The sequence below is a fragment of the Actinomadura kijaniata genome (assembly GCF_014138665.1).
GTDB lineage: Bacteria > Actinomycetota > Actinomycetes > Streptosporangiales > Streptosporangiaceae > Spirillospora > Spirillospora kijaniata.
Genome location: NZ_JACJIA010000001.1, coordinates 814443 through 835252, shown reverse-complemented (window position 1 = coordinate 835252; position 20810 = coordinate 814443). Strand labels below are relative to the sequence as shown.

The 20810-nt window shown below is 75.1% G+C and carries 23 protein-coding genes; 14 read left to right on the top strand and 9 right to left on the bottom strand.

Annotation, left to right across the window (positions count from 1 at the left end):
• Nucleotides 1–174: 174 nt before the first annotated feature.
• Both HNR61_RS03980 and HNR61_RS03975 read right to left on the bottom strand, forming a co-directional pair.
• Nucleotides 175–939, bottom strand: coding sequence for an SDR family NAD(P)-dependent oxidoreductase (locus HNR61_RS03980; protein ID WP_067818770.1), 765 nt, complete (start codon nucleotides 937–939; stop codon nucleotides 175–177).
• Nucleotides 940–1147: 208 nt separating this feature from the next.
• A complete protein-coding gene (locus tag HNR61_RS03975) occupies nucleotides 1148–1798 on the bottom strand; it encodes an NADPH-dependent F420 reductase (protein WP_182841690.1) in 651 nt (216 codons plus the stop codon).
• A gap of 96 nt (nucleotides 1799–1894) precedes the next feature.
• Between HNR61_RS03975 and HNR61_RS03970 the strand changes: the two genes are divergently transcribed.
• From HNR61_RS03970 to HNR61_RS46635, 4 genes are all read left to right on the top strand, one after another.
• Nucleotides 1895–2236, top strand: coding sequence for a winged helix-turn-helix transcriptional regulator (locus tag HNR61_RS03970; RefSeq protein WP_182842280.1), 342 nt, complete (start codon nucleotides 1895–1897; stop codon nucleotides 2234–2236).
• A gap of 100 nt (nucleotides 2237–2336) precedes the next feature.
• A complete protein-coding gene (locus HNR61_RS03965) occupies nucleotides 2337–2903 on the top strand; it encodes an RNA polymerase sigma factor (RefSeq protein WP_182841689.1) in 567 nt (188 codons plus the stop codon).
• On the top strand, nucleotides 2903–3919 hold the full coding sequence (locus HNR61_RS03960; RefSeq protein ID WP_182841688.1) for a hypothetical protein: 1017 nt from the start codon (nucleotides 2903–2905) through the stop codon (nucleotides 3917–3919). The genes HNR61_RS03965 and HNR61_RS03960 overlap by 1 nt, the downstream gene beginning before the upstream one ends.
• 97 nt (nucleotides 3920–4016) lie before the next feature.
• Nucleotides 4017–5351 carry a serine/threonine-protein kinase gene (locus HNR61_RS46635; RefSeq protein ID WP_220508883.1) on the top strand — a complete coding sequence of 445 codons (1335 nt, stop codon included), beginning with the start codon at nucleotides 4017–4019 and terminating at the stop codon, nucleotides 5349–5351.
• Here the strand turns inward: HNR61_RS46635 and HNR61_RS03950 are convergent.
• Together HNR61_RS03950 and HNR61_RS03945 are read right to left on the bottom strand one after the other, a co-directional pair.
• Nucleotides 5338–6120, bottom strand: coding sequence for an enoyl-CoA hydratase/isomerase family protein (locus HNR61_RS03950; protein ID WP_182841687.1), 783 nt, complete (start codon nucleotides 6118–6120; stop codon nucleotides 5338–5340). The two genes, HNR61_RS46635 and HNR61_RS03950, sit on opposite strands and share 14 nt — an antisense overlap.
• 41 nt (nucleotides 6121–6161) lie before the next feature.
• A complete protein-coding gene (locus tag HNR61_RS03945; protein WP_182841686.1) occupies nucleotides 6162–7145 on the bottom strand; it encodes an AraC family transcriptional regulator in 984 nt (327 codons plus the stop codon).
• A 138-nt stretch (nucleotides 7146–7283) separates the two neighbouring features.
• Here HNR61_RS03945 and HNR61_RS03940 point away from each other — a divergent pair, with 138 nt between their 5' ends.
• Complete coding sequence (locus HNR61_RS03940; RefSeq protein WP_182841685.1) at nucleotides 7284–8108, top strand: NAD(P)H-binding protein; 825 nt, start codon at nucleotides 7284–7286, stop codon at nucleotides 8106–8108.
• Nucleotides 8109–8121: 13 nt separating this feature from the next.
• On the opposite strand, the gene HNR61_RS46630 is transcribed toward HNR61_RS03940, so the two are convergent.
• Together HNR61_RS46630 and HNR61_RS46625 are read right to left on the bottom strand one after the other, a co-directional pair.
• A complete protein-coding gene (locus HNR61_RS46630) occupies nucleotides 8122–8448 on the bottom strand; it encodes a helix-turn-helix domain-containing protein (protein WP_220508881.1) in 327 nt (108 codons plus the stop codon).
• Nucleotides 8445–8870: a hypothetical protein gene (locus HNR61_RS46625; protein ID WP_220508880.1), complete on the bottom strand. Its 426-nt coding sequence runs from the start codon at nucleotides 8868–8870 to the stop codon at nucleotides 8445–8447. The genes HNR61_RS46630 and HNR61_RS46625 overlap by 4 nt, the downstream gene beginning before the upstream one ends.
• 269 nt (nucleotides 8871–9139) lie before the next feature.
• On the opposite strand from HNR61_RS46625, the gene HNR61_RS03930 reads away from it, so the two are divergent.
• Both HNR61_RS03930 and HNR61_RS03925 read left to right on the top strand, forming a co-directional pair.
• The gene (locus HNR61_RS03930) at nucleotides 9140–9496 is read left to right on the top strand and encodes a peptidase inhibitor family I36 protein (protein WP_182841684.1); all 357 of its coding nucleotides are present in this window, start codon (nucleotides 9140–9142) and stop codon (nucleotides 9494–9496) included.
• A gap of 537 nt (nucleotides 9497–10033) precedes the next feature.
• Nucleotides 10034–10771: a DUF1963 domain-containing protein gene (locus HNR61_RS03925; protein ID WP_182841683.1), complete on the top strand. Its 738-nt coding sequence runs from the start codon at nucleotides 10034–10036 to the stop codon at nucleotides 10769–10771.
• Between the two features lie 68 nt (nucleotides 10772–10839).
• Here the strand turns inward: HNR61_RS03925 and HNR61_RS03920 are convergent, their stop codons facing one another.
• Nucleotides 10840–12174 carry a phospholipase D-like domain-containing protein gene (locus HNR61_RS03920; protein ID WP_182841682.1) on the bottom strand — a complete coding sequence of 445 codons (1335 nt, stop codon included), beginning with the start codon at nucleotides 12172–12174 and terminating at the stop codon, nucleotides 10840–10842.
• Nucleotides 12175–12504: 330 nt separating this feature from the next.
• Between HNR61_RS03920 and HNR61_RS03915 the strand changes: the two genes are divergently transcribed.
• Both HNR61_RS03915 and HNR61_RS03910 read left to right on the top strand, forming a co-directional pair.
• Complete coding sequence (locus HNR61_RS03915; RefSeq protein ID WP_182841681.1) at nucleotides 12505–15504, top strand: DEAD/DEAH box helicase; 3000 nt, start codon at nucleotides 12505–12507, stop codon at nucleotides 15502–15504.
• Nucleotides 15504–16223, top strand: a complete 720-nt coding sequence (locus HNR61_RS03910; RefSeq protein WP_182841680.1) for an SWIM zinc finger family protein — start codon at nucleotides 15504–15506, stop codon at nucleotides 16221–16223. The genes HNR61_RS03915 and HNR61_RS03910 overlap by 1 nt, the downstream gene beginning before the upstream one ends.
• Before the next feature lie 9 nt (nucleotides 16224–16232).
• Here the strand turns inward: HNR61_RS03910 and HNR61_RS03905 are convergent, their stop codons facing one another.
• Nucleotides 16233–17225: a zinc-dependent alcohol dehydrogenase family protein gene (locus HNR61_RS03905; protein WP_182841679.1), complete on the bottom strand. Its 993-nt coding sequence runs from the start codon at nucleotides 17223–17225 to the stop codon at nucleotides 16233–16235.
• A gap of 89 nt (nucleotides 17226–17314) precedes the next feature.
• On the opposite strand from HNR61_RS03905, the gene HNR61_RS03900 reads away from it, so the two are divergent.
• The 5 genes from HNR61_RS03900 (at nucleotide 17315) to HNR61_RS03880 (ending at nucleotide 19926) form a co-directional block, all read left to right on the top strand.
• On the top strand, nucleotides 17315–17668 hold the full coding sequence (locus HNR61_RS03900) for an ArsR/SmtB family transcription factor (RefSeq protein ID WP_182841678.1): 354 nt from the start codon (nucleotides 17315–17317) through the stop codon (nucleotides 17666–17668).
• A gap of 201 nt (nucleotides 17669–17869) precedes the next feature.
• Nucleotides 17870–18340, top strand: coding sequence for a carboxymuconolactone decarboxylase family protein (locus HNR61_RS03895; protein ID WP_182841677.1), 471 nt, complete (start codon nucleotides 17870–17872; stop codon nucleotides 18338–18340).
• A gap of 130 nt (nucleotides 18341–18470) precedes the next feature.
• On the top strand, nucleotides 18471–19139 hold the full coding sequence (locus HNR61_RS03890) for a Rossmann-fold NAD(P)-binding domain-containing protein (RefSeq protein WP_182841676.1): 669 nt from the start codon (nucleotides 18471–18473) through the stop codon (nucleotides 19137–19139).
• Nucleotides 19139–19690 carry a P-loop NTPase family protein gene (locus HNR61_RS03885; protein WP_182841675.1) on the top strand — a complete coding sequence of 184 codons (552 nt, stop codon included), beginning with the start codon at nucleotides 19139–19141 and terminating at the stop codon, nucleotides 19688–19690. The genes HNR61_RS03890 and HNR61_RS03885 overlap by 1 nt, the downstream gene beginning before the upstream one ends.
• Entirely contained in the window at nucleotides 19660–19926 is a 267-nt protein-coding gene (locus HNR61_RS03880) for a hypothetical protein (protein WP_182841674.1), read from the top strand. Before HNR61_RS03885 ends, HNR61_RS03880 begins: the two co-directional genes overlap by 31 nt.
• 1 nt (nucleotide 19927) lies before the next feature.
• Here the strand turns inward: HNR61_RS03880 and HNR61_RS03875 are convergent, their stop codons facing one another.
• Nucleotides 19928–20770 carry a M55 family metallopeptidase gene (locus HNR61_RS03875; RefSeq protein ID WP_182841673.1) on the bottom strand — a complete coding sequence of 281 codons (843 nt, stop codon included), beginning with the start codon at nucleotides 20768–20770 and terminating at the stop codon, nucleotides 19928–19930.
• Between the last annotated feature and the right edge of the window lie 40 nt (nucleotides 20771–20810).

Genomic DNA, 20810 nt, shown 5'->3' with positions numbered 1-20810 from the left:
GGGCACGGCCTGTCGCGCGGCGTGGGGGGAGGGTCCCGGCGGGCCGGGCTGAAACTTACTAAACCGTAGGTTCCAGATTCGCGACCGCTGTCACGTACGTCAAGCTCCCCCCGTCACAAGCCGCCGTTCCTCTTTCTTGTAGGAATGCGGGAACCGCGACCGGCGACGGGGCGCTCACCGCGTGTCGGCCGCCTGCTGCCACAGCCGGTTGGCGGCGGCGCGCAGCAGCGCCCGGGGCAGGATCTTCAACGCGGGCAGCGCCGCCTTGTACTGCGCGCCCGGCACGCACAGCGCCCGGCCCGCCGCGACCGCGTCCAGCCCGGCGCGGGCGACGTCCTCGCGGCGCAGCCACAGCAGGTCGGCGCCGTCGTCACCGGTGCGGGTGAAGCCGGGGCACAGCGCCGTGACGTGCACGCCCCGCCCGCCCACCTCGGCGTGCAGGCTCTCGGAGAACGACGCCACGTACGCCTTGGTCGCCCCGTAGGTCGCGCTGCCCGGCGACGGCGCGAAGCCCGCCATGGACGCGACGTTGAGGACGCCGCCCCGGCCGCGTTCCAGCATCCCCGGCAGGGCCGCGTGGGTGAGGCGGACCAGGGCGGTGACGTTCAGCTCGATCTCGGCGAGCTGGTCGTCGAGGTCCAGGTCGGCGAACGCGCCGAACGCGCCGTACCCGGCGTTGTTGACCAGCAGTTCCACCGGGTCGTCGCGGAGCCGGCCCTCGACCTCGGCGCGGGCGCCGGGGTCGGTGAGGTCGCAGGCCAGCACCTCGACCGCGACCCGGTAGCGTTCGACCAGCTCGCGGGCGAGCCGGTCGAGCAGGTCGGCGCGGCGCGCCACGATCACCAGGTCGGTGCCGCGCGCGGCCAGCAGCCGGGCGAAGCTCTCGCCGATGCCGCTGGAGGCCCCGGTCACGAGCGCGGTTCGATACGCCTGTCGCATGGCGCGAGATGGTACGGGAGACGGGGGCCCTCCGTGCGGCCCGTCCGGGCCCCGAGGGGCACGGTGACGCGCGTGCCCGGGAACGGCCGGTACCCTGGGGCCGCGGCGAAGGGGTCCGGCCGCTCCCGCACCGCCTCCGGCGCGGCGGCCCGGACGGAAGACCCCTCCGGCCCGTCCCTCCCGGCCGCAGGCCCTCCCGGCGGCCCGTTCAGACCACGTGCGGCTCGCCGCCCATGGCGATCTCGACGGGCGGCAGCATCGCCGCCGGGTCGGCGCCGGCGAACCACAGGCCGATGACGAACGCCGCCGTCGCCTCCAGCAATCCGGCCCGCGCCAGCCCGCCGCCCGGCAGCGGCACGGCCCCGGCGTCGCGCACCAGCCGTCCGGCGGTCGCGACGGCGCCGGGGTCGTCGCCGCAGACCGGCACGCCGAGCGGGCGGCCGTCGAAGACCGGCGGGGTCATCCGCCAGATGCCCTCGTGGCAGAGGTTGAACGCCTTGACCACGTGGGCGGCGGGCGCGGCGGCGGCGATCCGCTCGGCCGCCGCCGGGCCGTGCCCGGTCGCCAGGGTGAACGCGGGCGGGACGATCGGGTTGGTGCAGTCGACCAGCACCCGGCCGTCCAGCGGCCCGGCGGCCCGGACCGTCGCGACCGCCGCGTCGTGCGGCAGGGCCAGCAGGATCACCTCCCCGAACCGCGCGGCCTCGCGCAGCCCTCCCGCGCGCGCCCCGACGCGCCCGGCCGCCGCCCTCGCCTTCTCCGGGGAGCGCGCCCCGATCATCACCTCGTGGCCCGCGCGCACCCAGTGGGCGGTGAGCGCCTCGGCCATGTTCCCCGCGCCGAACGTTCCGATCCGCATCGCCTGTGCCTCCTTGTCGGTCGGTACGGTCGGGACGGTAGGCGTTCCGTGACGCACCTCCCGGTAAGTATCGAAAGGGGCAGGATCGTGGCCGAGATGTTCATCGCCGACTGTCCCGCGCGCCTCGGGTTCGACCTGCTGGCGGGGACCTGGACGTCCGTGGTGCTGTACGCGCTGCGCGGGGGCCCGGCGCGCCCCGGCGAGCTGCGCGAGCGCATCGGCGGCGTCAGCCCCAAGGTCCTCACCGAGACGCTGCGCCGCCTGGAGGCCAACGGCCTGGTCGAGCGCCGCCGCTACGCCGAGGCCCCGCCGCGCGTCGAGTACGCGCTGACCGAGCCGGGCCGGGGCCTGCTGGAGCCGATCCTCGCGCTGGGCCGCTGGACCGAGCGGTACGGCGAGCAGGTCCTCGCCGCGCAGGAACGCGCCGAGGCCGGTTGAGAAGCCGGTTGGGAAAAGCGTGAAGAAGGGTCCGGCCATCGGGAGACAACCGGGCGACCATCCCCCGGCTGGAGGAGTCCCCGATGAGACCAGGACCCGCATGACGGCCGCGTACGCGCGGCCGGACGAGATCGACGACGGCGAGCTGATCCGGCGTTCGGGCGACGACCCCGAACGGTTCGCGGCGCTGTTCGACCGGTACGCCCGCCAGATCCACCACTACGCGGCGCGGCGGCTGGGCACGCAGGCCGCCGACGACATCGTGGCCGAGACGTTCGAGATCGCGTTCCGGCGGCGCGCCACCTACGACCCGGCGCGGTCGATGGCGCGGCCGTGGCTGTACGGGATCGCGTCCACGCTGATCGCCCGGCACCGCCGGGCCGAGGAGCGCCACTACCGGGCGCTGCGCCGCACCGGCGTGGACCCGCTGCCCGAGCCGATGGCCGAGACCGTCGTGTCGCGGGTGGCCGCCGAGCAGGACGAGCGCCGCCTGGCGGGCGCGCTGGCGCGGCTGTCGGCGGGCGACCGCGACGTGCTGCTGCTGTTCGCCTGGGGCGGGCTCGGCTACGACGAGATCGCCGAGGCCCTGTCCGTGCCCGCCGGGACCGTCGCGTCCCGCCTGAACCGCGCCCGCCGCAAGCTCCGCACCGTGCTGGGAGACGACTGATGGACGAGCTGACGACGCTCCGGGGAATGCGCGCGGACACGCCGCCGATGACCCCGGAGGCCGAACGCGCCGCGCGGCTGCGTCTGCTGGCGGCCTCCCCCGGCCCCGAACGCCGCCGACGTCGCGCGCCGCGCGTGGTGTGGCGGCTCGGCGCGGTCGCCGCGCTGGCGGCCGGGTCCGTGGTGGCGGCGGCCGTCGTCCGGGACGCCGGGTCCGGCGCACCGGGCCGCCCGTCCCCGATGATGCCGGTCGCCAACGTCGCCGAGCTGGGCGAGCGCGCCGCCCGCACCGCCGAGAGCGACCCCGGCCCGGTCGCCGGGCCCCGGCAGTGGACCTATGTCAGGCACGCCTACGCCGAGCCGCGGCGGTACGGGGTCGGCGTGACCGGGAAGGTGGCCACCGGGGAGTTCTGGGTGGACTTCACCGGCGGCGGGATGCGGACGTCGAACGGGGGCGGGGGTCTTCGCCGGAGCCCGGCCGGCTCCTGGGCGGACCTGACCCGCTACACCGCCACCGACCCCGCGGCGCTGCGCCGGCAGCTGCTCGCCGCCGCGCGGGCCGAGAGGAGGGCCGAGACCGCTCCCGGGTCCGGGCCGCGGCTGCGGGTCCTCAGCGACCCGGCGCCGGACCCGCGGGCCCCGGTCACCGACGCCGACGTGTTCACGCTGGTCGACGCGCTGATGCGCCTGACCGCCCCGCCCCCCCGCCTCCAGGCCGCCCTGTACCGGCTGCTGCCCCGGCTGGAGGGCGCGCGGCTGCGGCGCGGCGCGGCCGACGTGACCGGGCGGCGCGGCGTCGCGTTCACGATGGTCACCGACCGGGGCCGGTCCGTCGGCGAGATCATCGTGAGCGAGGGCGACTACCGCTACCTCGGCTCGCGGATGGTCCAGATCCCCGGCCCCGCGGGGAAAGACCACCGGTCGCGCGCCGGTGGCGTCCCCGCGACCGGCAGGGTGGTGACCTGGACGGCGCTGCTCGCCAAGGGCGTGGTGGACCGCCCCGGAACGCGCCCCTGATCCACTTTTCGGGGACACCCGCCGCGCCTTCCGGACTTCGGGCCGAACGCCCCCTACGATCGGCCCCGCAGTCCCCGAGGCCCGGCGGGTGTCCCCTATGCGAGTCGACGAACGGATCGGTCCCTACCGCGTTCTGGAGGAGATCGGTGTCGGTGGCATGGGCGAGGTCAGCCTCGCCCTGGACGGTGCCGGGCGGGCCGTGGCGGTGAAGGTGCTGCACCCGACCGTGGCGCGCGACGCGGTCGCCCGGCGGCGGCTGGAGCGCGAGGTCGCCGCGCTGCGCCTGGTGCGCGGTCCGAACGTCGCCGAGGTGCTGGACGCCGACCTCGGCGCGCGCCGTCCCTACCTCGTCACCCGGTACGCGCAGGGCCGGACGCTGGCGGAGGTCGTCCGGGAGCGCGGACCGCTGCGCGGCGAGGACCTGGACCGCCTGGTGCGGGGGCTGGCGCGGGCCCTGGCGGCGATCCACGGGGCCGGGCTGGTGCACCGGGACCTGAAACCCACCAACGTGATCATGGTGGACGGCGAGCCCGTGGTGATCGACTTCGGGCTGGCGCACCACCTGGACGCCACCCGGCTGACGCTCACCGGCACCGCCATCGGGACGCCCGGCTACCTCGCCCCGGAGGTCCTGGACGGCCTGCGCGCCACGCCCGCCGCCGACGTGTTCTCCTGGGGCGCGACGGTGGCGTTCGCGGCGACGGGGCGCCCGCCGTTCGGGGCCGGGCCGTCGCAGGCGGTGTTCTCCCGGATGGAACGCGGCCGCGCCGACCTGTCGGGGGTGCCGCGCGAGCTGCTGCCGCTGGTGAAGGCGGCGCTGTCGCCCGTCCCGGCGCGCCGCCCGGCGGCCGGGGCGCTGCCGGGGAACGAGGACCTCGCGGGGAGCGCCGTGGACGCGGCCACCGAGCACGTCCCCGCTCCCCCGCCCGAGGAGCCGCCCGAGCCGAAACGGCGGGCCGCGCGCGTCCGGCGGGCGGCGCGGGGCGCGGCGCTGGTGGCGCTGCCCGCGCTGTGCGCGCTGCTGCCGCTGCCCGCGGCGGTGGCCTGCGCCGGGTACTTCCTGGCCGCGTACGCGCGGGACGCGTGGCGGCGGATGCGGGCGCGGCTGTCGCGGGCCGGGCGGTTCGGCGCGCGGGTCGCGGCCGTGTCCGCCGTCCCGCTGGAGCTGCTGGTGCGGCTGGTGGTGCTGGCGGCGGCGGCCGGGGCCGGGTACTCGGTGCTGCTGGCGGCGCTGCTGGTCACCCCGGCGGCCGGGGACGGGGCGCTGCCGTTCGGGCTGCTGACGGCCGGGGCGCTGGTCCTGCGCGGCCGCTACGGGACGAGCGGGCCGCCGCTGCGCCGGGTGGTCGTCCCGCTGCTGGCGGCGGCCCTGCTGGCGGCCGTCGTGGCCCTGCGCGTCCCGCCGGTGTGGTGGCCGGTCAGCGGCCCGTGAACGTGGCCTTGCCCGGCCCCTCCTCGATGAACGAGCGCATGCCGTTCTTCTGGTCCTCGGTGCCGAACAGCGCGGCGAACTGGACGCGCTCGATCTCCAGGCCCGTCGCCAGGTCCACCTCCAGGCCCGCGTCGATGGCCTGCTTGGCGGCGCGGATCGCGACGGCCGGCCCGCCCACGAACGTCCGCGCCCACTTCACGGCCTCGGCGTAGACGTCGGCGTCGGGCACGACCCGGTCGGCCAGGCCGATCGCCAGGGCCTCCTCGGCCGCCACGTGCCGCCCGGAGAAGACCAGATCCTTGGCGCGGGCCGGGCCGACCAGTCGGGTGAGCCGCTGGGTGCCGCCCGCGCCGGGGATGACGCCGAGCCGGATCTCCGGCTGCCCGACCTTCGCGCCCTCGCCGACCACGCGGAAGTCGGCGGTCAGCGCGACCTCCAGGCCGCCGCCCAGCGCGTACCCGGTGATCGCGGCGATGACGGGCTTGGGGATCGCGGCCAGCGCCCGGGTGAACTCCTGCAACAGCTCGGAGGGGCCGCCGGACATCTCCGCGTAGGTCATGGGGGCCATCTCCTTGATGTCCGCGCCCGCCGCGAACACCCTCTCCCCGCCGTACAGTACGACCGCGCCGACGGCGTCGTCCTCGGTGACCCGCCGGGCGGCGTCGATCAGCTCGCGCTGCACCTGCGCGTTCAGCGCGTTCATCTTCGGCCGGTCCAGCCGGATCGTCGCGACGCCGTCCTCGACCTCGACCCGCACGAACTCGCCCACAACACCCTCCAAAGTGATCTCCGCGGAACGACGCCACGAGCTTAGGACGTGTCCGCGGGGCCGCCGCGCCCGGTGCGGGCCCGCGCGTGTTCCGGCCGACCGCGCCGGCGGTAACGGCCGGGGGCGGTCCCGTGCTCGCGCCTGAAGGCGTTGGCGAAGGCGAACTCCGAGGAGTAGCCGGTCTCGGCGGCCACCTGGCTCAGCGGTGCGTCGGAGGCGCGGAGCAGCCGTGCCGCGACCGTCATGCGCCACCAGGTCAGGTAGCGCAGGGGCGGCCGGCCCACCGTGGAGCGGAAGCGTTTGGCGAAGGCGGCGCGGGACAGTCCCGCGCGCGCCGCCAGGGAGGCGACGGTCCAGGGGTGGGCCGGGTCGTGGTGGACGGCGTGGAGCGCGGCGGCGATCGCGGGATCGGCCAGCGCCGCCGCCCATCCGGTCCCCGCGCCGTCCCGGAGCCGGTCGTCGAACCAGGTGCGCAGGATGTACAGCAGCAGCGTGTCCAGGAGGGCGGGCACGACGGCGTCGGTGCCGGGACGCGGCCGGTCGAGTTCGCCCGCCAGCAGTTCGACGGCCGCGCGGAGTTCGGTGCGGTGTCCCAGACGGGCGGGCAGATGGACGGTGTCGGGCAGTTCGCCCAGCAGCGGATGGGCTCGGGAACGGTCGAGCCGGTAACCGCCGCACAGCGTCACGGCGGTGACGTCCTGGGCGGTCCGACCGCCGGAGTCCGAGGCGTGGAGACCGGCGTCGTCGTAGGGATCGCAGGCCGGGGCCGCCAGCGGAGTGGAGGGGCTGTCCGCCAGGCCGTGTCCGTGCCCGTGGGGGAAGAGGACCACGTCGCCGGTGCCCAGCGCGACCGGTGCGCCACCGTCCGGTGGGAACAGCCAGCATGTTCCCTGGAGGACCACCTGGAATCCCACCGCCCCCGGGGCGGAGGGAAAACGCTGCCCCCATGGGGCGTGCCATCGCACGCGCGCCGACCGGGGCTGCCCGGTGCGCACGATGTCGACCACGTCGCTGAGCATGTCCACACCGGAAACCTATCCGTGCGCCATGGGAGAAGACGATCGCGTAGAAACCGGCGAGTTCCGCGCATGGCCCGTCCGCGCCGTCCCGCCTACGGTCGATCACAGCGGGCCGAGGGGCCCGGAACGGAAGGGGAACCGCTGATGGACGACCGGACGAGCATCCTGGTCGCGGGCGCGACCGGCACGGTGGGGCGGCGGGTCGCGGCGCGGCTGGCCGGGATGGGGGCCGAGGTGCGGGCGCTGACCCGTGACCCCCGGGCCGCCGGGCCCACGCCCGGCGAGGTCGTGCGCGGTGACCTCTCCGACCCCGCGAGCCTGCGCGCCGCCGTGTCCGGGGTCGGCGCGGTCTTCCTGGTCTGGCCGTTCGCCACGGCCGAGGGGCTGTCCGCGGTCCTGGACATGGTCGCCGAGCACGCCCGCCGCGTGGTCTACCTGTCGTCGGCCGCCGTCCGGGACCACGAGCGGCAGGCCGAGCGGCTGATCGGGCGCAGCGGGCTGGAGTGGACGTCCCTGCGCCCGCACGCCTTCTCGGCCAACACCCTGGCCTGGGCCGAGCAGATCCGGAACGAGGGCGTGGTCAGCGGCCCCCACGGCGCGGCGACCACCGCCCCCATCCACGAGGACGACATCGCCGCCGTCGCGGTGCGCGCGCTCGTCTCCGACGGGCACGTCGGCGCCGAGCACCTGCTGACCGGGCCGGGGCTGCTGACGCAGGCGGAGCAGGCGCGCGTCATCGGCGAGGAGATCGGCCGCCCGGTGCGCTGGGTCGACACACCGGTCGAGGACGCCCGGCGGCGCCTGCTCGCGCGGGGCTGGCCCGAGCAGGCCGTGGACGGCGTCCTCCGGGCCCAGGCCGATCTGGTCGAGGTTCCCGGGCCGCTCACCTCCACCGTGGAGGAGGTCACCGGAACGCCCGCCCGCACGTTCCGCCAGTGGGTCGCCGACAACGCCGACCGGTTCCGCTGACCGGCCGGCCGTCTCAGATCCACCCGCGGCGCGCGGCGATGGTCCCGGCCTGGAAGCGGCTGGTGGTTTCGAGCAGGTCCAGCAGCTCGCCGACGCGGCGGGTGTAGGTGCGCGGCGAGAGCCCGAGGCGCGCGACGGCGGCCTGGTCGGACAGGCCGCCGCGCATGCAGGCCAGCACCGGGACCAGGTGGGCGGGCGGCTCGTCGGGATCGCGGCCGGCGGCGGGGTCGTCCCCGGCGTCCCACCAGCCGCGGTGCAGGCGGGTCAGCGCGTCCACCACCGCCGGGTCGCGGATGACGAGCAGGCCGTTGTAGAAGACCTCCAGGTCGAGCGGGATCACGGCCGTCCGGCGGTCGAACACCCCAGCCGGAAGGGGATCTGCCGGATCAGACGCGCCTGGCCGCCGTCGCGCCACGGGATGGTGCCCAGCTCGGCGTCGTGGGCCAGCCCCTGCGGGGAGGTGATCTGCCGGACGGCGGGGACCCGGGCGACCGCGCGGTGAACGCAGTCGGCCGCGTGCGTCAGCAGGCGCTCGGGCACCCCCTGGACGACGCACCCCGAAGGGTCGTCGAAGGTCAGCAGCTCCCGGCGGGTGACGTCGACCAGGCGGGCGACCGCGACGCCCACCCTGGGCGGGTCCACGCGCTGGGCCGCGGGCCGCACGCCGCGGGCGGCGTGGAAGGCCGACTCCTCCAGGGCCTGGGCCACGGCCTCCCGCACCTCCGCCCGCCGGGGCCGCGTCCGCTCCGGTGTCGGTGCCACCTTCTCGCCCTCCCTCCGGCTCCCGGGACGGGGCGCCGAGCCGCCCCGCGACCGTCAGCGACTCATACCGATGGGTTTACTTTACGGAGCGCATCGGCCCCGGTGGGTAACGAACACGGAAAGGGCGCGGCGATCGTCCGCTCTTCAACCGATGGCGCGTCCACGCCATGTGCTTGATCGGCCACGTTCGGTGAACGACCGTGGGTCGTGTGGGCGACGCCCCGTCCCGCACGACGCGTGCGTCCCCGATCCCAAGGGCAGAGGCCACGATGCGCAAGCCGTTCCTGGAACCGCTGGCCGCGGCGCTGCTCATGGTCCCGAGCGTCGCCGCCGTCCACGCGGCCAAAGCGCTGTGGCACGGCTGCCCGGCCAGCCGGTTCTGCGTCTGGGAGGGGCCGGACGGCACCGGCAGGGTCGCCGCCTACCGCGACGGGACCTTCGACGTCGCCGGCCAGGGCCTGGTCGGCGGAGGGCGCTCGGCCTGGAACCGGACCGGCGACAGGTGGTGCTGGCTCCCCGTTTCCGGAAGAGCCTTCACCGGCGGCCGCCTGGATCCCGGCCAGGCGCTCACCGCCACCACCGTCCGGGCCGCGCACCGCCCGGACCGGCACCACTGCGTTCCCTGAGCGCGGGGGTACAGGCGGCTCGAACGCCGCGCGGCCCTGGGCGGCGTGCGGTGCCGTGGAAGTGGCGGCGCTCGCCCTTCGTCAAGGGCAGGTCAGGCAGAGGACCCTCTCAAAAACGCATCCCTATGCATTCCCAGTAGTCTTCGCCGCAAGCGGACTCGCACTCGTGGAATCCCGGGCTGCCGTATGGATGCTGGCGCAGGCAGTGACCGAAGCAATCCTGGTAGCGGCGTTGCGGCGGCGGTTCCCCCACCACGGGATCGTGTGCGACCCGCGAGGGATATGGCACGCGGTGCGGTGCGTGAACAAGTGGACCGTTGTCGTCCACGCCCACACGCCCTGCGAACTGCGGGACAAACTGCTAGGAACGGAAGGCCACCGTTGATGAACGTTCGGCCGACCGCGGAGGCCATGCGCGCGCACGGGCCGTCGCCGGACACGATCGCGCCGGTCAGCGGGCGGGCGGAACGCGACCCGGCGAGGCTCGACGGCGACGCGGCCGACGGTCCACGAGTCCCTGTGGCAGTCTGTCGCGGTATGCGTGATCTTCTCCGGGAGGCCCTGGACGAGCACGGCGACCCCGAGTCGGCCGAGGCGGTGCTGTCGCTGGTGCGGCCCGCCGTCGCGCTGGAGGTCGGCGAGGGCGCGTCGGTGTACGGGGGCCTGCCGCCGCTCCCGGCCGGCATGGAATGGCCCGTTCACCGGGGGCAGGCGCTGACGTTGCTGGTCCGGCTCGACTGCGCGTCGCTCGCCCCGCTGTACGACGGTGACTGGCCGCTTCCCCGCGACGGCGTCCTGCTGTTCTTCTACGACGACTGGTTCGGGTTCCGGCAGGGCGAGGACACGCTTGCCGACGAGTTCCCGGTCAGCCCCGGCTGTCGCGTGCTGCACGTTCCCGGCGACGACCCCGAACGTCCCGCCCCGGACGGCACCCACGTGATCCCGCCGCTGCCGCTGGACGCCCGCCCCGCGCTGTCGGTCCCCGACCACACCGCGCCCGAGCTCGAACGCCTCTGGAAGAGCGGGAACGTCGACATCGTCAGGATCATGGGGGCCTGCGTGGCCGCGCGCGACGCGCTCCCCGCGTCCCGGCACCTGCTGTTCGGCTGGGACGAGCACGACGTCGCCCCCGGTCACGGCCGTCCGCTGCTCCAGGTCTCGGCCGAGGAGGGAACGGCCTGGGGCGAGATCACCGGGATCGAGTTCCTGATCTCCGAGGAGGACCTGGGGGCGGGCCGCCTCGACCGCGTGCGGTACGCGCTGGACGTCGCCTGAGGGCCGGCCGCCGGGGCGCCGGGTCCCGGTGGGGACCCGACCCCCCGGCGCGCCGCGTTCCCTCCCGGTCAGTCGGCGGCGACGGACCGCCGGTCGTTCAGCGGGTTCCACGTGGGGCAGTAGCCGTGGAGGGCGTTGGCGTGCTGGTCGAACCTCGACCACAGGGGCGACGTCTTCATCACCCGCAGCACGCTCTCGTCCGCGTACTTCATGGCGCCGTCGGTCATGTTGGCGCTGCCGATGTAGAGCCCGGCGGTGGGGCCGTGGCCGATCATCAGGGTCTTCTCGTGCATCTGGGAGTAGGCGCCCATGGCGGGGCCGCACAGCTTGATGTCGATGTTCGCCTCAAGCAGGTCGGTGAGCGCCGGGTAGTGGTCGTTCGCGGGTGTGCGGGGATCGTCGCCCACGTCGCCGGTGACCACCTGGACCGTGCACCCTCTCTTCTTGGCGACCCCGAGGATCCCGGTGATGTTCCGGCGGGAGATCCTGAAGTTGGCCACCTTGATGACGTCGTCGGTCCTGGTGGTGGAACACGTCTCCGCCGCCTCGGCGAGGGCCTCGCCGACGGGGTCGTGGACCTGGCGGGGATAGGTGAAGACCTCGTAGTCGGCGCTGTGGTGGTTGTTGTCGGTCTCCGGGTCCGGGTCCGGGTCGCCGTACTCGTTGTTCCCCGTGCTGTTCGGGCCGTGGAACAGGTCGTCGAAGTAGCGTTCGGCGTAGAACCGGTGGAGTTCGGGGCTCGTGAGGGTCACCACGTTCTCGTACGCCTTCTTTTCCGTCGCGTCCTTCCCGTGCCACCAGTCCAGGTTGGCGGAGGAGACGTAGACGACGTTGTTCACCGTCCCGCCGGTCGTCTGCACGCTCGACAGCGTCATGAACTTGTTGTGCATGATGGAGGGCTCGCTGACGGCGTTGCCGGCCTCGTCCAAGGCGTCGCGGTTGGCGATGCAGCCGCGGGTCGCCACCTTCCGCCCCTCCCAGTCGACCTTCCTCGGACTACAGGTGGCGACGGCGATCCGCTGCTTCGGGTCGGGGACCTTGGACGCCTCGATGAGGGCCTTGTACTCGGCGCGGCCGCGGTTCCAGCCGTCGATGACGACGCGGACCCTGACACCGCGCCCGGCCGCGGCGGCGAGCGCTTCGACGATCTCGATCCGGTCGAAGTAGTAGAGGGTGATGTTGATGGAACCGCCGTTGGCGGCGTCGATGAGGCGCTTGGCGTGCGCCGCGATCCTCTCGTGCTTTCCCTCGTCGAACTCGACGAAGTTCTCCACGTATCCGCGGTCGATGGGGGTCGCGGCGGCGGCCGTCCGGGATCCGGCTCCCGCGGGCGGTGAGACGGCCAGCGACCCGGCGGTCATGAGCGCGCCGCAGGCGGCGAGGAACCAGCGTCGACCGAACATCGGTGTCCTTTCGGGGGAGCAGGACCTCGCGCGCCGGAAAACGCGCGAGCGATCGTCGACGATTGCCGTGAAGTATCACGAACATCCCAACTCGCGGGCGAGATCCGACCGGAGTCGGACAGCGGGATTGACAGGGGCGTTGTCCTGTTCTTCCGCCCATGTCGGGCGGGATCCCCCGGCGCCGAACCGCGCGGGCCCGTGCGGCGGGAACGGCGAAGGGACGCCGGCCGCGGGGGCGCGCGGGACGCGGACCGAGGGGCGTCCCCGCTGTCGGGGGGCGCTGGTAGGTTCGTGGCCCGGCCGCAGTCGGACGCTCGGGGGATCTCGCTCATGCTCGTCGCGCACGCCGCCTGGCACGGCGGCGCACTGTGCCTGTGGGCCGAACGGACCGGGAGCCGCGAGCCGGACCCGGACGCGCACCCGTTCGCGACGCGCGACTTCACCGGGACCTCCTACGAGCCGATGGTCAGGGGCGCGTTCCGGGTCGAGCTGGCGATGGCGCTGCCGACCGTGGGCGGGATGCCGGTGCCGTCGCCGGAGCTGGACTCCACGCCGCACGACGAGCCGCCGCGCCTGCGGGAGTGGCGGGTCCCGGCGCTGGTGCTGGAGCCGTTCCCGGCGATGGCGCTGTTGCAGGCGGCCGAGCACAGCGGGGACGTGGTCTGCGGGACCGACCTGCGTTACCTGTGCCTGCTCGCCGAGGAGGCGGTGCACCTCGTCGGACGCGGCCAGGTGCTCCCGGCGCTGCTGCGCGAGGACGGGGACCTGGTGGCGCGGTGGCGGCCGGTGTTCGACGACGGGGACCGGTTCGGGGATCTGGTGCGGGCGATGCCGTCGGCGTGCCGGGCCGCCGACGGGGGCCGCCCCGCCGCCGAGGTGCTGCGCGAGGCGCTGTCGGGGCTGGTGGACACGGCCGTGCGCGGGATCGTGCCGCATCCGCTGCTGCCGCCGCGCGCCGGGAGGGTCCCCGACCGGCTGCCGCTCGCCGAACGCTGGGTCGAGGCCCTGACCGGACCGAACCCGGTGGTCGCCCGCGAGCCCCGGGACGACCCCGACGAGCTGATCGCCGAGCTGGACGCCTGGGCCGCCGCCGTCCGCCGCCCCTCCGGGCCGCTGCGGGTGTGCTTCCGGCTGGCCGAGCCGGGCGCGGACGAGCTGGACTACGGGCAGGGCGGGGAGAAGAGCGAGTCCTGGCGCGTGGAGTTCGCGTTGCAGGGCGTGGACGACCCGAGCCTGTACGTTCCCGCCGCGCTGGTGTGGGCGGGCGAGGCGACGTCGATCCCGAACGCGCGCGAGACCCTGCTGGAGGGCCTCGGCCGGGCGCTGCGGCTGTTCCCCGGGATGGCGCGGGCGCTCAACGGCGACACCCCGCACGAGCTGGTCCTCGACACCGCCGGGGCGTTCCGGTTCCTGCGCGAGTCGGCCCCGATGCTGGCGGCGGCGGGGTTCGGGGTGCTGCTGCCGACCTGGGCGGGCAGGGCGCGGCTCGGCATGAGGCTGACCACCCGCGACGACCCCGACGAGGGCGGCGGCGCGGCGGCCGGGTCGGGGTTCGACCTGTCGGGGCTGATGCGGTTCAAGTGGGACCTGGCGATCGGCGACGAGTCGATCGACGAGGACGAGCTGGCGGAGCTGGCCCGCCTCAAGACCCCGCTGGTGCGGCTGCGCGGCCAGTGGGTCGAGCTGGACGAGGAGCAGCTCGAGGCCGCGCTGGAGTTCCTGCGGCAGCCCCGCGCGGGCACGATGACCGCCGCCGAGGCGATCCGCGCGATCGTCAACGCGGGCGACGACGCGCTGCCGCTGCTGGACGTGGACGCCGACGGCGCGTTCGGCGACCTGCTGTCCGGCCAGGCCGACCGCCGCCTCACCCCGATGACCACCCCCGAGGGCGTGGAGGCGACGCTCCGGCCCTACCAGGAACGCGGCCTGGCCTGGCTGCGCTTCATGAGCGACCTCGGGCTGGGCGGGCTGCTCGCGGACGACATGGGCCTCGGCAAGACCCTCCAGACCCTGTCGCTGCTGGCGTACGAGCGTGAAGGCGGCAGGACGCCCAGGCCGACGCTGCTGATCGGGCCGATGTCGCTGGTCGGGAACTGGCAGCGGGAGGCCGCCAGGTTCACGCCCAAGTTGCGGGTGTACGTGCACCACGGGACCGGGCGGCACCGGGACGAGGACCTCGTCGCGGCCGTGGGGCGCGCCGACCTCGTGCTCACCACCTACGGGACCGCCGCGCGGGACGCCGCCGTGCTCGGCCGCGTCGGGTGGGAGCGGGTGGTGTGCGACGAGGCGCAGGCGCTCAAGAACGCCGGGACGCGCCAGGCCCGCGCCGTGCGGTCCATCCCGGCGCGCACCCGGATCGCGCTCACCGGCACGCCCGTCGAGAACCACCTCACCGAGCTGTGGTCGATCATGGAGTTCGCCAATCCGGGGCTGCTGGGGCCGCGCGCGGCGTTCCGGGAGCGGTTCGCGGTGCCGATCGAGAAGGACGGGGACGAGCGGGCGGCGCTGGCCCTCAAGCGGGCGACGCAGCCGTTCATCCTGCGGCGGCTGAAGACCGACAGGTCGATCATCTCGGACCTGCCGGAGAAGCAGGAGATCAAGACCTACTGCAACCTGACGCCCGAGCAGGCGTCGCTGTACCGGGCGACCGTGGACGACATGCTCGCGCAGATCGCCGAGGCCGACGAGCGGCAGCGGCGCGGGCTGGTCCTGGCGACGATGGCCAAGCTCAAGCAGGTCTGCAACCATCCGGCGCAGCTGCTCAAGGACGGGTCGCGGCTGGCGGGGCGGTCGGGCAAGCTGGAGCGGCTGGAGGAGATCTGCGGGCAGGTCGTGGAGCAGGGCGAGAAGGCCCTGGTGTTCACGCAGTACGCGGAGTTCGGGTCGATGCTCCAGCCGTACCTGGCGTCCCGGCTGGAGCGGCCGGTGCTGTGGCTGCACGGCGGCACGTCCAAGCAGGCGCGCGACGACCTGGTGCAGCACTTCCAGAACGACCCCGAGCCGTCGGTGTTCCTGCTGTCGCTCAAGGCGGCCGGGACGGGCCTGACGCTGACCGCCGCCAACCACGTGGTGCATCTGGACCGCTGGTGGAACCCGGCGGTGGAGGACCAGGCGACCGACCGGGCGTTCCGGATCGGGCAGACCAGGAACGTGCAGGTCCGCAAGTTCGTCTGCGTCGGCACCATGGAGGAGCGCATCGACGAGATGATCGAGCGCAAGAAGGCCCTGGCCGACTCGATCGTCGGCACCGGGGAGGACTGGCTGACCGAGCTGTCGGTGGCCGAGCTGCGCGACGTGCTGTGGCTCGCGCCCGAGGCGGTGGCGGACTGATGAGCTGGTCCGAGCGGTTCCTGGCGGCGGTGGAGGCGCTGGCCGACCCGGTGCGGATGGCGCGGGGACGGGTGTTCGCCGAGGCCGAGCGGGTGGACCGGCTGAAGGTCGCGCCGCACGAGGTGACGGCGCGGGTGGCGGGGCTGGGCGGGGAGGCGTTCGACGTCGCGCTCGGCGTCGACGCGATCGACCCGGCGGACTGGCGGCGCGTCGAGGCGGCGCTGGCGGCGCATCCGGTGCTGCGGGCGCGGCTGCTGTCGGGGGAGCTGCCGCCGGAGGTCGCCGACGTGTTCGCCGAGGCCGGGACGTCCCTGTTCCCCGCCGCGCTGCACATGATGTGCGGCTGCGACGACTGGGGGACGCCGTGCGACCACGGCGCGGCGGTGCTGTACGCGCTGGCGCGGGCGTTCGACGAGGACCCGTTCCTGGTGCTGGCCTGGAACGGCCGCACCCGCGAGGACCTGCTGACGGCGCTGCGGCGCGCCCCGGCCGCCGCCGAGGAGGACACCCCGGACGAGCCGCTGACGGCCGAGGGGTTCTGGGCGCGGCCCTCCGGGCTGGCCCGGCTGCGCGAGCGGCGTCCCGCTCCCCCGGTCCCGCCCGGGTTCGTGCTCCAGGTCGCCGCGCCGCCGCCGGTCAGGGTGCGGCGGCGCGACCTGGCCGACGCCCTGCTGCCCGCCTACGAGGCGCTGGCCTCGGCCGCGCCCGAGCGGGAGTGAGCGCGCCGGTCACACGGTGACGACGATCTTGCCGATCTGGGTGCCGGACTCCAGGTGCCGGTGCGCCTCCACGATGTCGGTGAGGTCGAAGGTGCGGTCCACCGCGGCCCGGAACGCGCCCGACCGCAGCCCGGAGGCCACGAACGCCGCCGCGCGCCGCAGCCGGTCGGGCCGGGTCGTGGTCTCCAGCATGGTGTAGGTGCGCATGTTGAGCGCGGGCATGCCGAGGTCGAACGCCGGGTAGGGCGTCGGCTCGCCGCTCAGCAGGCCGTACTCCAGCAGCATGCCCTCGTCGGCGACGACGCGGGCCAGCTCCCGCACGCCGGGTCCGGCGACGGCGTCGAAGACCAGCTCCGCGCCGCGGCCGCCGGTGGCGGCCAGGACGCGGTCGGCCACGTCCTCGGTATCGGTGACGATCACCTCGGCGGCGCCCGCCGCCAGCAGCGCGTCCCGCTTGGCGGCGGTGCGGGTGAGGGCGATGGGCGTGGCCCCGACGCGGTCGGCGACGCGGATGGCGGCCAGGCCGACACCGCTGGAGGCGGCGTTCAGCACGACGGTGTCGGCGGGGCGCAGGCCGCCGACCTCGACCAGCGCGCCGTAGGCGGTCACGTAGGGCGTCCACACGGCCGCGCCCTCGACCGCGCCGAGCCCCTCGGGGCGGGGCAGCACGGCCGAGGCGGGGACGACGGCGCGTTCGGCGTAGACGCCGTAGTCGTTCGGCGAGAACGTCTGCACGACGCTGACCAGCTGGTCCGGACGCACGCCGGTCACCCCGTCGCCGACCGCCTCGACCACCCCGGCGGCCTCGATGCCGAGCCGCGCGGGGAACTTGCGCACCGGCTCGATGTAGACCCCGGCGCGGAACAGCGCCTCGGCGCGGTTCACGCCGATCGCCTCCACCCGGATCCGCACCTCGCCCGGCCCCGGCTCGCCGACCGGGACGTCCTCCAGCCGCATCACCTCGGGGCCGCCGAGCTCGTGGAACAACACCGTCCTGGCCATCGCCTCGTCCCTTCTCGCGGAGCGGAGCCCCACCCAAGCACTTAAGTTCGATGGCTGTCAAACTTCGATGACCGTCGTACCATGGGGGCATGAGCACCGACGCCGAACGCGAACCGCACCACCCGGACCCGAGGACCGTTCCGCTCCAGCAGGTGCTGGAGGCCCTGGTCGACCCGGTGCGGCGCGGCATCGTGACGCGGCTGCACGCCTCGTCCGCCGACATCAGGTGCGGCGGGTTCGACCTGTCGGTGAGCAAGTCGACGGCCACTCACCACTTCCGGGTCCTGCGCGAGGCGGGGCTGATCCGGCAGTACTACGCCGGGACGTCGCGGATGAACGCCCTGCGCCGCGAGGAGTTCGGGCAGGCGTTCCCGGGCCTGCTGGAGGCGATCGTGACCGCCGACCGCGCCGCCGACCGCGCCGCCGACCGCGCCGCCGTCTGAGACCCGCCGGGGTCAGGCGCGGTGGAGCGCGGCCTCGCCCTCGGCGCGCAGGCCCTTCCACACCGGTCCCGCGTTCCCAGCCGTCGCCCAGCAGCACGAGGGTCGCCACCAGCGAGACGACCGCCGCCGCGCCGGCGTTACCTCGTGCCGGGCCGCCGCGTCGTTGGGGTGTAACAGCCGACACGGCAAGGAGAGAACCCCATGGACGCCCGTTTCCCCTACTACGCCACCCCCCTCGCGACCAGGTACATGAAGCACCTCGCCGCGGCGGGCAAGGTCATCGCCGACTCCGCCCTGCCGACCGCGACGCAGAACCTGGTGGCCATCCGCGCCAGCCAGATCAACGGCTGCGGCTTCTGCACCGACGCGCACACCAAGGACGCCGCGCACGCCGGGGAGACCGCGGTGCGCGTCAACCTGGTCGCCGCCTGGCGGGAGGCCACCGTCTTCACCGACGCCGAGCGCGCCGCGCTGGAGCTGGCCGAGCAGGGCACCCGCATCGCCGACGCCGGCGGCGTCACCGACGAGGCCTGGGCCGACGCCGCCGAGCACTACGACGAGGACCAGCTCGCCGCCCTGGTGTCCCTGATCGCCCTCATCAACACCTGGAACCGCATGAACGTCCTCATCCGGCAGCCCGCCGGCGACTACCGGCCCGGCCAGTGGGGGTGACCGCCGCCCGGCGTCCCCGCCCGCGTCGCGGGCCGCCGTTCCGGGCCGGGCGCGGCGTCCGGCAAAATGATCATTAGGACGCCGGTTCCGCCGCGGCGACCGGGCTCGTCCGCGAACTGTGGGAGGAACGGTGTTCCTGGTCACCGGTGCGACCGGCAACGTGGGCGCGGAGCCGGTCCGCGGGCCGGACGCGCCGGTGCCCGACGGCGCCCGGCCCGTGCTCGGCGGCCTCGACGACCCCGGCACCCTGGCCGGGGCCCGGGACGCGGGAGTGCGGCACGTGGTGCTGGTGTCGGGAGGGTCGGCCGCGCTGGCGGACATGAGCGACCCGATCTCCCGCTCCCTGACGCTGTCGGAGCGGGCCGTGCGCGACTCGGGGATGGCCTGGACGCTCCTGCGCCCGCGCGCGTTCATGTCGAACGCGCCGCGCTGGGCGCCGCGACTGCGCGCGGGCGACACGGTGCGCGTGCCGTTCCCGGACGCGCCGGCGGCCTGCGTCGATCCCCGGGACGTCGCGGCCGTCGCCGCGCGGTCGCTCGTCGGCCGCGACCCTCGGGGGCGCGTCCACGAGCTGACCGGCCCGCACCCCCGCGACCAGCTCGCCGTCCTGGCCGAGATGCTCGGCCGGGACCTGCGCTGCGTGGGGCTGACCGACGGGCAGGCGCGCGCCGAGATGGAACGGACCCTGCCGGCCGAGTACGTCGACGCCATCGTCCGCCCGGACGTCCAGGAGGTCACCGGCCGCCCGCCCCGCACCTTCCGGCAGTGGGCCCCGGCCCACGCCGGCGCCTTCCGCTGATGCGCCGGGTACTGGTCGCCGGGATCTCCGGCGCGGGCAAGAGCACCCTGGCCGACCGCCTGGCCGAACACCTGGACCTGCCCCGTCACGAGCTGGACGCGATGCACCACGGGCCCGGCTGGACGCCGCGCCCGGAGTTCGTGGACGAGGTGCGGGCGTTCGCGGCGACCGACCGCTGGATCTGCGAGGACCAGTACCACGGCAAGCTCGGCGACCTGCTGTGGGAGCGCGCCGACACCGTGATCTGGCTGGACCTGCCCCGGCGCACGGTGATGTTCCGGGTGCTGCGGCGGTCGTTCGGCCGGGCGCTGTTCCGCCGCGAGCTGTGGAACGGCAACCGCGAGCGCTGGCGCGACTGGACCGACCCCGACCATCCGGTCCGCTGGGCCTGGTCGCAGTACGACCGCAAGCGCGCCAAGACGGCCGAGCGCATCGCCCGGCACCCCGGCGTCCGGGTCGTCCACCTGCGGACGGCCCGCCAGACGCGCCGCCCGGACCGGCTCGCGCGGGAGGGGGACGGATGGTCGAGTGCTTCCACGCCCTCGTCCTGACCGGGACGCCCGGCGTCGTGCGGGGACGCTGCCGGGAGGCGTTCCGGGCCGGGGAGGTGTTCACGGTCGCCCGCGACGCGGGCGGCGATCATCCGGTGTCGCTCACCGTGCGGGAGATCCGCGTGTACGGCCGCCCGGTCGACGAGCTCACCCCGGTGGTCACCGCCGAGCTGGTGCCGACCGGCCGGGGCGCGGGGCGCCTGGCGGCGGGGACGCTCCTGTGCCGGACGGCCTGAGTCACCCGTAGTGCCGGCCGGTGCAGCCCACATCCCCCGCGATCAACGCCAGCACGCCGAGCAACCCGACGATCTCGGTGTAGTCGCCGGAGGTGAACGCCGTGGAACGCGGCCCCGTGGCCGTCACGCCGGGGATCACCGCGCAGGACCGGGCGATCGCCGTCGAGCTCCACTCCACCTCCAGGGTGTAGGGCGGGTCCACGTCCAGACGCCGCCAGCCGGAGGGGTCCCGGAGGGACCGCAGCGCCTCCTCGTAGATCATCCGCTGCGCGCGGGGCGGCGGGACCAGTACCGCCGCGTACCGGTCGCGGCCCTCCTTCACCGCCACGGCGGGCACCGCGCCGAGCGTCTCGCGCGCCTCGGCGCACGCCGCCGCGTCGCCGGTGACCAGCCCGACCGGGACGCCCAGCGTCCCGGCGTAGGCCGCCATCAGGCGGATCTCCCCGGCCGCCGCGCCGTTCAACCGCACGTCGTGGATCTCCCGGCCCATCCACGTGTGGTTGAGCACGCCGAGCGGCACGCCCGCGCGGGCGTGGTAGCCGACGTACAGGGCCACGTCGAAGGAGGCGTCCAGGCCCTCCCCCATGTGCATCGGCTGGTGGGTGCCGCGCACGAGCGCGCAGCGCTCGTCGATGAGGTCGGCGCGCAGGTTCCGGCCCCGGCCGTGGGAGTCGGCGACCACGACCTCGGCGGCCCCGGCGTCGAACGCCGCGCGCACGGCGGCGTTCGCGTCGGCGGTCATCAGCTCGCAGCCGCGCTCGTAGCCGCGTCCCGGCGCGCGCATCTCCTCGGGATCGGTGAGTCCCGAGACCCCTTCCATGTCCACCGACACGAAGACCTTCATGTCCCCATGTTCCTCCATCGGGGACGCAACGCTTCCGGGG